At 61.4% G+C, this 12,170-nt stretch carries 12 protein-coding genes, 1 tRNA gene and 1 pseudogene; 7 read left to right on the top strand and 7 right to left on the bottom strand.

All coding sequences use genetic code 11. The annotated features are described in order from the left end of the window. The 3 genes and pseudogenes from E5W70_RS06795 to tkt form a co-directional block, all read right to left on the bottom strand. A pseudogene (locus E5W70_RS06795) lies at positions 1-219 on the bottom strand (potassium/proton antiporter); the annotation flags it as partial. A gap of 218 nt (positions 220-437) precedes the next feature. After that, positions 438-1,448: a type I glyceraldehyde-3-phosphate dehydrogenase gene (gene gap, locus E5W70_RS06790; RefSeq protein ID WP_023678507.1), complete on the bottom strand. Its 1,011-nt coding sequence runs from the start codon at positions 1,446-1,448 to the stop codon at positions 438-440. Positions 1,449-1,606: 158 nt separating this feature from the next. Further along, positions 1,607-3,598, bottom strand: coding sequence for a transketolase (tkt, locus tag E5W70_RS06785; protein ID WP_292655611.1), 1,992 nt, complete (start codon positions 3,596-3,598; stop codon positions 1,607-1,609). Positions 3,599-3,858: 260 nt separating this feature from the next. On the opposite strand from tkt, the gene E5W70_RS06780 reads away from it, so the two are divergent. The 4 genes from E5W70_RS06780 (at position 3,859) to E5W70_RS06765 (ending at position 6,359) form a co-directional block, all read left to right on the top strand. Then, positions 3,859-4,131 carry a DUF4164 domain-containing protein gene (locus E5W70_RS06780; protein ID WP_006200774.1) on the top strand — a complete coding sequence of 91 codons (273 nt, stop codon included), beginning with the start codon at positions 3,859-3,861 and terminating at the stop codon, positions 4,129-4,131. A 4-nt stretch (positions 4,132-4,135) separates the two neighbouring features. Next, positions 4,136-4,501, top strand: a complete 366-nt coding sequence (locus tag E5W70_RS06775) for a cell division protein ZapA (protein WP_292655609.1) — start codon at positions 4,136-4,138, stop codon at positions 4,499-4,501. A gap of 174 nt (positions 4,502-4,675) precedes the next feature. Then, the gene (locus E5W70_RS06770; protein WP_292655606.1) at positions 4,676-5,335 is read left to right on the top strand and encodes a peroxiredoxin; all 660 of its coding nucleotides are present in this window, start codon (positions 4,676-4,678) and stop codon (positions 5,333-5,335) included. Between the two features lie 151 nt (positions 5,336-5,486). Continuing rightward, positions 5,487-6,359 (top strand): MBL fold metallo-hydrolase, encoded by an 873-nt coding sequence (locus E5W70_RS06765; RefSeq protein WP_292655603.1) that lies wholly within the window; start codon positions 5,487-5,489, stop codon positions 6,357-6,359. Between the two features lie 85 nt (positions 6,360-6,444). On the opposite strand, the gene E5W70_RS06760 is transcribed toward E5W70_RS06765, so the two are convergent. The 3 genes from E5W70_RS06760 to E5W70_RS06750 form a co-directional block, all read right to left on the bottom strand. Next, a complete protein-coding gene (locus tag E5W70_RS06760) occupies positions 6,445-6,960 on the bottom strand; it encodes a hypothetical protein (RefSeq protein WP_292655601.1) in 516 nt (171 codons plus the stop codon). 436 nt (positions 6,961-7,396) lie between these two features. After that, a complete protein-coding gene (rpoH, locus tag E5W70_RS06755) occupies positions 7,397-8,308 on the bottom strand; it encodes an RNA polymerase sigma factor RpoH (protein WP_023678514.1) in 912 nt (303 codons plus the stop codon). A 187-nt stretch (positions 8,309-8,495) separates the two neighbouring features. Next, a complete protein-coding gene (locus tag E5W70_RS06750) occupies positions 8,496-9,536 on the bottom strand; it encodes an RluA family pseudouridine synthase (protein WP_292655596.1) in 1,041 nt (346 codons plus the stop codon). A gap of 26 nt (positions 9,537-9,562) precedes the next feature. Here E5W70_RS06750 and E5W70_RS06745 point away from each other — a divergent pair, with 26 nt between their 5' ends. From E5W70_RS06745 to E5W70_RS06735, 3 genes are all read left to right on the top strand, one after another. Further along, complete coding sequence (locus tag E5W70_RS06745) at positions 9,563-9,946, top strand: fimbrial protein (RefSeq protein WP_292655594.1); 384 nt, start codon at positions 9,563-9,565, stop codon at positions 9,944-9,946. After that, positions 9,943-10,350 (top strand): VOC family protein, encoded by a 408-nt coding sequence (locus E5W70_RS06740; protein ID WP_292655590.1) that lies wholly within the window; start codon positions 9,943-9,945, stop codon positions 10,348-10,350. The genes E5W70_RS06745 and E5W70_RS06740 overlap by 4 nt, the downstream gene beginning before the upstream one ends. Positions 10,351-10,440: 90 nt before the next feature. Further along, positions 10,441-10,515, top strand: a tRNA-Glu gene (locus E5W70_RS06735). 503 nt (positions 10,516-11,018) lie between these two features. On the opposite strand, the gene E5W70_RS06730 is transcribed toward E5W70_RS06735, so the two are convergent. Then, on the bottom strand, positions 11,019-12,086 hold the full coding sequence (locus tag E5W70_RS06730) for an adenylate/guanylate cyclase domain-containing protein (protein ID WP_292655587.1): 1,068 nt from the start codon (positions 12,084-12,086) through the stop codon (positions 11,019-11,021). Positions 12,087-12,170: the final 84 nt, after the last annotated feature.

Genomic DNA, 12,170 nt, shown 5'->3' with positions numbered 1-12,170 from the left:
ATCGAAAAGGATGACCGCCAGCGCCAATGAGCCGGCAAAATAAGCAACTCGGGCATTGTCGAAATGGATGCCGAGACCGTCGGTTCCGGTGGCGAGGCCGATGCAGAGAAACAGCAGCAGGAGAGGGGCGCCGAAACGGAAGGCGATCAGGCTCGAAAACGCGGCGGCAACGACAAGAGCTGCGCCAACGAGCGTCACCAGATAGATACCATGCTCCATTCGTTGGTCGCCCCTAGTCGATATGCTCCGGCATCACGGGAGAGTGGGGCGAAGACATGGCCGCTGCAAGGCAGCAGCGTGGCTTTTTGCCCCACGCTGCCGATCGTCGAAAGTTTTGGCATCCCCGAGCAGCGGAGCGTGCCTCGGCGGTTGGTGCTGCAACGAAAAACGCCCGGACTGAGCCGGGCGTCTTCCAGGTCGAGAAGATGGTTCTGCGATCAGGCGATGGTCTTGCCGAAGGCGACGGCGGTGTCGCCCATGCGGTTGGAAAAGCCCCACTCATTGTCGTACCACGACAGCACCGAAACGAAGTTGCCGTCCATGACCTTGGTCTGGTCGAGCGCCACGATCGAGGAATGCGGATCGTGGTTGAAGTCGATCGAAACATTGGGGTGACGGGTAACGGCGAGGATGCCCTTCAGCTTGCCGTTCGAGGCGGCGATCACCGCGTCATTGATCTCCTGGACGGTGGTCGGCCGCTTGGCGATGAACTTGAAATCGACGAGCGAGACGTTCGGGGTCGGCACGCGGATGGAGATGCCGTCGAGCTTGCCCTTGAGCTCGGGCAGTACCAGGCCGATGGCCTTGGCGGCACCGGTCGAGGTCGGAATCTGCGACAGCGCGGCTGCGCGGGCGCGGTAGAGGTCCTTGTGCATGGTGTCCAGCGTCGGCTGGTCGCCGGTGTAGGAATGGATCGTCGTCATCATGCCCTTCTCGATGCCGACAGCCTCATTCAGCACGGCCGCCAGCGGCGCCAGGCAGTTGGTGGTGCAGGAGGCGTTCGAGATGACGATGTGGTCTTTGGTCAGCTTGTCGTGGTTGATGCCATAGACGACGGTGAGATCGGCGCCCTCTGCCGGAGCGGAGACGAGAACGCGCTTGGCACCGGCGGTCAGATGGGCGACGGCCTTGTCGCGAGCGGTGAAGATGCCGGTGCATTCGAGCGCGATGTCGATGCCGAGCTCCTTCCACGGCAGTTGCGTCGGATCCTTGATCGCGGTGACCTTGAATTTCTCCTTGCCGACGATGATCTGGTCGCCGTCAACCGTCACCTCATGCGGAAAGCGGCCATGCACGCTGTCGAAGCGCAGCAGATGCGCGTTGGTCTCGACCGGGCCGAGATCGTTGACCGCGACGACGTCGATATCCTTGCGGCCGGATTCATGGATGGCGCGCAGGATGTTGCGGCCGATGCGGCCGAATCCGTTGATGGCAACTCTGACGGTCATTGTTCTCTCCCTGGGTGTTGGAGGCCGAAGATCAAGTCCGCAGCTTCATAACGGCGGACGGGCAAAGAATCCAGCCGCCGAGGCGTGGATTTAAATCGATTAGTACTCCACCGCCCGGCAAAACCGCTATGCCAGCCTTTGCCGGGCGGGGCTCACTTTCATTTGCCGTGCAGACGGGCTTCCGCCGCCTTCACCGTTGCTTCGGCGGTGATGCCGAAATGCGGGTAGAGCTGTTCGATGGTGCCGGAGGCGCCGAAGCCGGTCATGCCGATAAAGATGCCGTCGGTGCCAATGAAGTGATCCCAGCCCTGACGGATGCCGGCTTCGATGGCAATCTTGAGCGGCGCGTTGCCGATCGTCCTGCTGCGATAGTCGGCGCTCTGCTTGTCGAACAATTCGAAGCACGGCACCGAGACGACGCGGGTCGCGTGGCCGTGCTTTTCCAAGGCCTCGCGGGCGGCCAGCGCGATCTCGACCTCGGAGCCCGAAGCGAAGATCGTCACCGCCGCCTCGCCACTGGCGGCGGCAAGTTCATAGGCGCCGCGGCTGGAGAGGTTTTCCGCAACCAAGTCGTTGCGTACCGTCGGCAGATTCTGCCGGGTCAGCGCCAATGTCGAAGGCGTCTTTTCCGATTCAATGGCCAACTGCCAGCATTCCGCGGTTTCCACCGCGTCAGCCGGGCGGAAGACATTGTGGTTTGGAATGGCGCGAAGTGCTGCCAGATGTTCGACTGGCTGATGGGTCGGGCCGTCTTCGCCAAGGCCGATGGAATCATGGGTCATGACGAAGATCGAGCGGATGCCCATCAGCGAAGCAAGCCGCATCGCCGGACGGGCATAATCGGAAAAGCACATGAAAGTGCCGCCATAGGCGATAATGCCGCCATGCAATGTCAGCCCGTTGAGCGCGGCCGCCATGCCGTGCTCGCGAACGCCGTAGTGAACGTAGCGCTGGCCGTAATCGTCGGCGGTGATGTTCTTGGTCTGGCTGGTCTTGGTGTTGTTGGAGCCGGTCAAATCGGCCGAGCCGCCGATGGTTTCGGGTACGGCGCCGTTGATGACCTCCAGCGCCATTTCCGATGACTTACGGGTGGCGACCTTCGGCTTGTCGGCCGCGAGCTTCTTCTTGTAATCGCCAATGACAGCGTCGAAGTTGGCCGGCAGCGTGCCGCTGATGCGACGTTCAAACTCTGCGCGCAATTGGGCGTCGGCCTTGGCAAGGCGGCTTTCCCAGTCGGTGCGCGCCTTGACGCCGGTCCGCCCGGCGGTACGCCATGCGTCGAGGATATCGGCCGGAACCTCGAACGGCGGATAATCCCAGCCGAAGAATTTTCTGGCGCCGGCGATTTCCTCGGCACCGAGCGGCGAGCCATGCGCCTTGTTGGTGCCGGCCTTGGTCGGTGCGCCGAAGCCGATCGTCGTCTTGCAGGCAATCATCGTCGGCTTGTCGGAGTGGCGGGCCGCTTCGATGGCATAGGCGATCGCTTCCGGGTCCTGGCCGTCGATATGGCTGGCGTTCCAGCCGGACGCCTGGAAGCGGGCGACCTGGTCGGTGTTGTCGGCCAGCGACACCGGGCCATCGATCGAGATGTTGTTGTTGTCCCAGAAGACGATCAGCTTGTTCAGCTTCAGATGTCCGGCAAGCGCGATGGCTTCCTGGGATACGCCTTCCATCAGGCAGCCGTCACCGGCCAGCACGTAGGTGTAGTGGTCGACGAGGTCGTTGCCGAAAGCGGCATTCATGATGCGCTCGCCGAGCGCGAAGCCGACCGAGTTGGCAAGGCCTTGGCCGAGTGGGCCGGTCGTCGTCTCGATGCCGGCGGCATGGCCGTATTCCGGGTGGCCCGCCGTCCTCGACCCCAATTGGCGGAACTGCTTGATCTGGTCGATGGTGATGTCCTCGTAGCCGGTCAGATAGAGCAGCGAGTAAAGCAGCATCGAGCCGTGGCCGGCCGACAGGATAAAGCGGTCGCGGTCCGGCCAATGCGGGTTCTTCGGATCGTATTTGAGAAAGCGGGTGAACAGCACCGTGGCGATGTCGGCGCAGCCCATGGGCAGCCCGGGGTGGCCGGAATTTGCCTTCTCGACGGCGTCCATGGCGAGAAAACGGATCGCATTGGCCATCCGGTCATGTTGTTCGCGCGAGGTCATGCTTCCTCCAAAATGGGGGTTTGGGCCTTGGGAGAGCCCTTGAAAAGGGTGCGCGACACATAGCAGGCGCGGCCTTTTAGTCAACAAATCGGTGTGCTTTTGCCGGTCTTGTGATGGCCATGCGCGACTTACATTAGCGTTAGCAGGGGACAGTCGCGACAGCTTTATTGACGGGCGGTTCACACGACGCGTAATGTTTCAAGGATAACGCGTTCTGAACGTGGATGATTCGGTGATGGGCAGGGCGCAGGACGAAAGCCATGACCGGGGAAACGACCCTCAAGGAAGTCATTGCCAGGCTGGGTAAGGCCATCGAAGGGCTGGAAAACGCCGTCGCGGCCAAGCTCGAGCACGAGCGGGACTATTCGGAAGCCGAGGCCGAAGTGCAGCGGATGAACGCCGACCGCTCGCGGCTGGCGCAGGAGCTCGACAACTCCGAGGCTCGTGCCGAACGGCTGGAAGATGCCAACAAGGAAGTGTCGCGAAGGCTGGTGACAGCCATGGAAACCATCCGCGCGGTACTGGACAGGTAGGCCAATGGCACAAGTCACGGTTTCGATCGACGGCAAGCAGTACCGGATGGCCTGCGACGAGGGCCAGGAAGAGCATCTGATCGATCTTGCAGAGCGCTTCGATCGCTATGTCTCGCATCTGAAGGATTCTTTTGGCGAGATCGGCGACCAGCGGCTGACCGTGATGGCCGGCATCATGGTCATGGACGAGCTTTCAGAACTGCAAAAGCGGGTCAAGGGCATGGAAAGCGAAGTGCTGACGCTGCGCAAGACGCGCGACGACGCACTGACCAAGGCCGACAAGAACGATTCCGTGCTGACCGGGGCGCTTGGCGCGTTGGCCCAGCGCATGGAAGACCTGGCGACGACGCTGGCAGTGAGCAAAGCCTGAGCCAGCGCAGCGAAGATTCCTGCTGCATTTGCCGAGAAGCAATGAAAATATTTCGCCGCCGGCCTTGATGCCGGCGCAACAGCCGTTTGAAGGATGACGCCGGAGTGGTAGAAAGGCAAAAGCAGCGCCGGTCAACGCCGGCTGCGATCTGCACTCACAAGGTAGGGACATGTCATGAGCCTCCGCATCAACGATATCGCACCGGACTTCACCGCCGAGACCACGCAAGGACCGATCAGCTTCCATGAATGGATCGGCGACGGCTGGGCGGTATTGTTCAGCCATCCGAAGAACTTTACGCCGGTTTGCACGACCGAACTCGGCACGATGGCCGGGCTCGAAGGCGAGTTCAGGAAGCGCAACGTCAAGATCATCGGCATCTCGGTCGATCCCGTCGAAAGCCATGGGAAGTGGCAGAACGACATCAAGATCGCGACCGGCCATTCGGTGAACTACCCGCTGATCGGCGACAAGGATCTCAAGGTCGCCAAGCTTTACGAGATGCTGCCGGCGGGTGCCGGCGAGAGCTCGGAAGGCCGCACGCCCGCGGACAATGCCACGGTGCGTTCGGTCTACGTCATCGGACCCGACAAGAAGATCAAGCTGGTTCTCACCTACCCGATGACGACGGGCCGCAACTTCGACGAGATCCTGCGCGCCATCGATTCCATGCAGCTGACCGCCAAGCACCAGGTGGCGACGCCGGCGAACTGGAAGCAGGGCGAGGACGTCATCATCACCGCTGCCGTCTCGAATGAGGATGCCATCAAGCGCTTCGGCGCCTATGAGACGATCCTGCCATATCTCAGGAAAACCAAGCAGCCTTCTGCCTGAGCAGGCAGAGGCGGCACAGAGAATTTTTGGTTTTCCTGGCCGTGTGAGCATGGGGTGCTTGACGATGCCTGGTTGACGGACAACCATGCCTTTAATTTGCCGTGGCGGAGAAAATCCTTCCTGCCGTGGTGAGGGGCGAAGGAGGCTGGGATTGGACGCATTATCGGCCAGGTCGCAGGTCACCGGCTTCTATGACAAGCCGAGCGGGTCCGTCCAGTATGTGGTCGCGGACATGGCGTCTCGCAAATGCGCCATCATCGATCCGGTGCTCGATTTCGACGAAAGGTCCGGTGCAACGGCAACGAAAAACGCCGACGCCCTGCTCGACTTCGTCAGGGAAAGCGGGCTGGAGGTCGAGTGGATCCTCGACACGCATCCGCATGCCGACCATTTCTCCGCCGCCCATTATCTGAGGGGGAGAACCGGAGCGCCGACGGCAATCGGCGAAAAGGTCGTTGACGTCCAGAAATTGTGGAAGGTGATCTACAACTGGCCGGAATTCCCCGCCGACGGTTCGCAATGGCACAGGCTGTTCGCCGACGGCGCGACTTTTTCGGTCGGCGGCCTTCCGGCAAGAGTGCTGTTTTCGCCGGGCCACACACTGGCCTCGATAACTTACGTCATCGGCGATGCCGCCTTCATCCACGACACGCTGTTCATGCCGGACAGCGGCACCGCAAGGACAGACTTTCCCGGCGGCAGCGCCGAGCGGCTCTGGCACTCGATCCAGGATATTCTGGCACTGCCGGACGAGACACGTCTGTTCGTCGGTCACGACTACCAGCCGGGTGACCGCGAAGCGCGCTGGGAAAGCACGGTCGCGGAGCAGAAAGCCGGCAACATCCATGTTGCCGGCTGCAAGACGGAAGCCGACTTCGTCGCGCTCCGCCAAGCCCGCGACAGGACGTTGCCGATGCCGCGGCTGATCCTGCACGCGCTGCAGGTGAACATGAATGGCGGACGCCTGCCGGAACCGGAATCCAACGGGCGGCGCTATCTGAAATTTCCGCTCGATTGCCTGTGAGGAGATGGGTCGCTGGCACTACAATGCCATTCAGACTCGGCGCTGCCCTCATCGTTCAGACGCCAGCTAAGTGTTTAGTCCAGCGTCAGGGTTTTGTTCGGCGGGCTAAATGTTCATACGTGATTTGCCAAGGATCGCTCTCGGAAGATCTTTCCTCGCCGATCCAATGGAAGCTGTTGGCAGTGATCTCAGTGAAACGCCATCGAGTTTTCAGACCGCGCGAGTCATTGCCGAGCTGGACAATGTCCTTACCCTCGGCCCGGCCGATCTGGCGCGAGTGATCCCGGTTGAGCGGGTCGTTCCATATGATGTGCCAGCCATCGATCCCAGGATCGAAGATGCGCAAGGTCGTGCCATACATCGTCGACGGCGCAGGGCGCTTGGGCCTGATCCAAACGTCCTGAATCGCGCGGCCTTCGAGCACCCAGCCAAAATGGCATTCGCCATCCCATTTCTGGATTGTGCCGTCGTCGAGGTAGTGGACCGAGTCCATTTCCCAGCTTCCAATTAGCCATCCATACAGGGCCATGTCTTTCGCTCGATCGGTTGGCGGACCTTCGGATCCGAGAGCGGCCAGAAACGGAGAAATCGTCATCGTCATACTGCCTTTCGTTGCCAATAGACGAACTCAACTGCCCGGCGCAGCCCCGGCGGACCGTTGTCGCGCCCACCTGCCGCAAGCGCCGGGTTGTGAAATGCCCGGTCGGCGCCGGAACATTGCCGCCACAGCTTGCAGCCTTGCGGTTTTCAGGGCTTGGGGAAAATTGCGACAATGCCGCTATCGACAAGATCGTCTGCCGACGCCATGGCGAGGCCACTGAGCAGTTATGGCGGCGGATCGGACATCCGCGAAGGCGCCGCGGAACCGGCAACCCGCTAATGCATGTCGCGCAAAAGTGTGCAGCGGTTTTGCGATAACGACATTCGACAAGAATCTAAAGCGCGTCGCACAAGGCCGGTCGAACGCGACGCGCTTTAAAAAAGAACGGCGGCGCCAGTTACCTGACGCCGCCGGTATTTGTTTCTCTTGGAAGGCCTTACGCGGCCGGCTGCGCCTCGATGGTGCGCAACGCTTGCGTCTGGCGCTTGGCCGCCGCCTTGACCGCGTCCTGCACCTTCTCGAAGGCGCGCACCTCGATCTGGCGCACGCGCTCGCGGCTGATATCGAACTCGGCCGACAGCTCTTCCAGCGTCAACGGCTCATCGGCGAGGCGGCGCGCCTCGAAGATGCGGCGTTCGCGGTCGTTGAGCACGGCAAGAGCGCCGGACAGCATGCCGCGCCGGTTTTCCAGCTCGTCCTGCTCAATCAGCATCTCTTCCTGGCTTTCGTGGTCGTCGACCAGCCAGTCCTGCCATTCGCCGGACTCGCCTTCACTGGCCCGGATGGGCGCATTGAGCGAGGCGTCGCCCGACAGACGGCGGTTCATCGACACGACTTCCGCTTCCGAGACGTTCAGTCGCGTGGCAATCTCGGTGATCTGGTCGGGCTTCAAATCGCCTTCGTCAAGCGCCTGGATCTTGCCCTTCACCTTGCGCAGGTTGAAGAACAGGCGCTTCTGGTTGGCGGTGGTGCCCATCTTGACCAGGCTCCACGAGCGCAGGATGTATTCCTGGATCGAGGCCTTGATCCACCACATCGCATAGGTGGCGAGACGGAAGCCGCGCTCCGGTTCGAATTTCTTGACGGCCTGCATCAGGCCGACATTGCCTTCCGAGATCACCTCGCCGATCGGCAGGCCGTAGCCGCGATAGCCCATGGCGATCTTGGCGACGAGCCGAAGGTGGCTGGTGACGAGCTTGTGCGCAGCCGTGGTGTCCTCATGCTCGGCGTAGCGCTTGGCGAGCATGTACTCTTCCTGCGGCTGAAGCATCGGAAAGCGGCGGATTTCTTCCAGGTAGCGGCTGAGACCGCCTTCGCCGGAAACGATACTGGGTAATGACTGGGCCATGATAGCGCCCCCTCTCTATTGGAGTGATGCCCCCGAAACGCGGCGGGCATGTGGCGCGAATGCCAAAGGCACATTCGCACCAACCGACATATATAGGAACAAAACCAGAAAGACAGGCATTTGTTCAACACGAAACAGTGTGTCACGTTGAAGTGAACAACGCCGGTCAGGTTTTCAGGTGGTTGGTTCAGAGCTTGCGGAAGCCGTCGACGAGTTCCTCCATGTCCCACGGGATCGGTGCTTCGAACCTCATCGTTAGATGGGTATCCGGATGCCGAAATGCAAGGAGGCGGGCGTGCAAAGCTTGTCGCGGAAACGCCTTTACCTTGCTCCTTAGCGGCTCAGGCAACCGATTGGCCTTGGTGCGGAATGCCTGGCCGTATTCGGGATCGCCAATCACCGGATGGCCGATATGAGCCATGTGGACGCGTATCTGGTGGGTGCGACCGGTTTCCAGCCGGCATTCGACCAGGCTCGCCGTGGCGAATTCCTGCTGCTGCTCGCCAAAGCGCTCGACGACGGTGAAATGCGTGACGGCGTGGCGGGCATCGTCGCGGCCTTGCGGCACCACGGCGCGGCGTACCCGGTCGGCGGCGCGGCCGAGCGGCGCGTCTACCGTCCCGGTCGGCCTTGCCGGTATGCCCCAGACCAACGCCAGATAGGCCCGCTCGAGATCGCCGGTCAGGCCGTGGTCGGCAAAGGCCTCCGACAACGCCTTGTGGGCGCGATCGGTCTTGGCGACGACCATGACGCCACTGGTCTCCTTGTCGAGGCGGTGGACGATGCCCGGCCGTCTCACGCCGCCGATGCCCGACAGGCTGTCACCGCAATGATGGATCAGCGCGTTGACCAGCGTGCCGGTCCAGTTGCCCGCGCCGGGATGCACAACCAGCCCGGCCGGCTTGTTGATGACGATCAGCTCGCTGTCCTCGTAGAGGACATCCAGCGCAATATCTTCGCCTTGCGGCTCCGCCGGTTCCGGCTCCGGCATATCGACCGACACGCTGTCACCTTGTACCATCTTGCGCTTCGTCTCTTCTACCTGCCTGCCGCCGATCCTGACGGCGCCCTGCTTTATCAGCATCTGCACGCGGCTGCGCGACATGTCGGGACCGAGCCTGGCCGCCAGCCATTGGTCGAGCCGCTGGCCGGCGGCATCGGCGCCCGCCTCCAGCACGATCGGTCCGGCCCCTATTAATTGTCTGGCCTCTTCGTTATGAGCGCTCATCGAAAACAGTTCCGGAATCTGCTGCCATGGCCCGGCCGCTTGCCGACGAAGACGAGGAAAAGCCGCTCGACCCCGAGGTCGAAAAGGTGCGGAGGAAGCTCGTCCGCTTCGTCGCCATCAATCTCGGCCTGCTGTTCCTCGCCCTTATGGTGGTGATCGCGGCGCTTGTCTACAAAGCGCGCAACGCGCCGCCTGCCGCCCCGCCGTCAACCAGCGACATCCAGGTGCCGATCGGCGAAACGGTCAACGGCGACATCGTGCTGCCAGTCGGCGCCAGGGTGATCAGCCAATCGCTCTCCGGCAATCACCTGTCGATCGACGCCGAGCTGCCCGACGGCAGCCGCGCCATCTTCGTCTATGACATCACCGAGCGCCGCATCGTCGGCCGTTTCTCGATCAGGAACAAATGACCGGTTTTGCCGAACACCGCAGCATTGCCACGGTCGCGCTTATCGTCGCAAACTATGACGAAGCGATCTCGTGGTATGTCGACCGGCTGGGTTTTGTCCTCCCCGAAGATGTCGATCTCGGCGGCGGCAAACGCTGGGTCACCATCACGCCGGGCAACGGGCAGGGCGCGCGCCTGCTTCTCGCCGAGGCATCCGGCGATGCGCAAAGGGACGCGATCGGCAACCAGACCGGCGGGCGGGTCTTTTTGTTCCTCGAAACCGACGATTTTGCCCGTGACCATGCGCTGATGCTCGAAAAGGGCGTCGAATTCCGTGAGGCGCCACGCCATGAAGCCTATGGCACTGTAGCGGTTTTCGCTGATCTCTATGGAAATCTCTGGGACCTGATCGAGCCTAAACGCTAGGCTTGCAGCGGATATTTCACCGGCGCGACAGGCAGCCTTAAGCCTAGTTGCTTTTTGCCAGCCGTCAGCCTATATCGCCGGTTCTTGAACGCGCCCATCGTCTAGCGGTCAGGACACCGCCCTCTCACGGCGGGAACAGGGGTTCGATTCCCCTTGGGCGTACCAAGTCTCTCCAATGTCTCGGCAAACCATCAATCCGATCCATCGCCTTGGGTCGCGGCGGGTTTGGCTCATTGCCGCTTCTGGCGCAGCGGAGCCGATTGCATTAGCATTGCATCATGGGTCTTGAGGCACAGCTTTAGCGGCGCGCAGAACGTCGCGCTGAACAGGGCAGTCGATGCCACGCGGGGAGGAGCCAGATACAGAAACTACAATCGCAAGGCGTCCATCACGCTGGTCGGCACTGCCTGGAGCCGACCTGAGCTACAGCTGCCGGCGGCGGATCGTTTTGGCGAGCTCGGCGAAGGCGCCTCTCCCTCGAAGGGTGGATGCCGGGAATAGTCGGCCCTTAGCACCGGCCAGCGAAGCTGCGCGCGACGCGCATGGCTGGGCTCTAAACGCGCCATACTCCAGTTGCAGTATCGTAGTTTCTTTGCCGTTCGAATTTCTCTCGGTCATGGCTTCGCACGATACCAAGATATGCAGTGAACGACACATCAACCATTCGACTATTCCGGCAAGCCGAAAAGTGTTTGCGCGCCTGCTATTCCTCCGAGCGGATGACTGCCCATGGCGATCATCGGCTCGGTCGTTTCTGCCTCGAACACTGTCGACGCGAGCACCGTCCGTCCCAACGGCTTGCACAGCCCTTCGATGCGGCTGACAAGATTTACAGCCTTGCCGATCGCGGTGAAGTCCAACCTGCCGGCAGTGCCGATATTCCCCCAGAGTATCTCGCCGACATGCAGGCCAATGCCATATCCGAGTTCAGGGCCGCCATTGCGGCGCCGAGTTTGGTTGAGATGATCTATCCCGGCGCGCGTGGCCTTCACGGCACGTACCGCGGCGTCACATGCGGCATTTGCATCGCGCTCGCCAATCGGGAAAATCGCGAGGACGCCATCACCTATAAACTTGAGAACCTCACCACCAAATGCGTGCACCGCGCCGGCGACGCAATCGAACCAGGCATCAAGTACCAATACGATCTCGTCTGCATCAAGAACCTCGGATAGATCGGTGAAACCTCGAAGGTCCGCGCACAGAAGCGCAGCCCGTATCGTCTCTCCCTTTACTCGACGAGAATGACCGTTGAGCACATGTGCTGCACTGCGCTTTCCCAAATATGCTTCGAGCAATGCGCGTTTCGCGGACCGTTCTGCGAGTGCGGTCATCGGAGCCGCAGCAAACCGGGAGATTTGCCGCAGCAGCTCTAACTGCGCCTCATCCGGAGTATGATCGAACGCCCACACCAAAGTCGGTGCGACACCGCCCGCTCGCTCGTCGAACACGATCGCCCGCGTCGTGCCAAGCCACTCCCGCAGCACGAGCCGGGGATCGGCATTCTGGCGGTCGGCGCCTATCCCCAAAGCCTCGACCACTTCACCCCCAGGCGCTCGCCAGAGCCAGATGCGGCGTGAAATGATCGGGTCGGGAGCATCCTGCGCCAGCGCGCCGGCGATGATCGGCAAGCCGTCTTCCATCAAATGCGTTGAGAGCTGCAATAGAAGTCGCCCACCGTCGCCAATATGCGCGGCGTCGTCCAGAAGGAATGAAAGCGAGTTTGCGAGAAGCATCGGTAGAAGGTCACTCGGCACCGGCTTATGCTTACGCCTCGAACATCTTCTTGCAACTCCCCACATTCGCTTCAATCATGCACG

It is taken from the genome of Mesorhizobium sp. (assembly GCF_005063415.1).
Lineage (GTDB): Bacteria > Pseudomonadota > Alphaproteobacteria > Rhizobiales > Rhizobiaceae > Mesorhizobium.
Note: the sequence above shows the minus strand (reverse complement) of the source record. Positions and strands in the feature narration are given on the sequence as shown.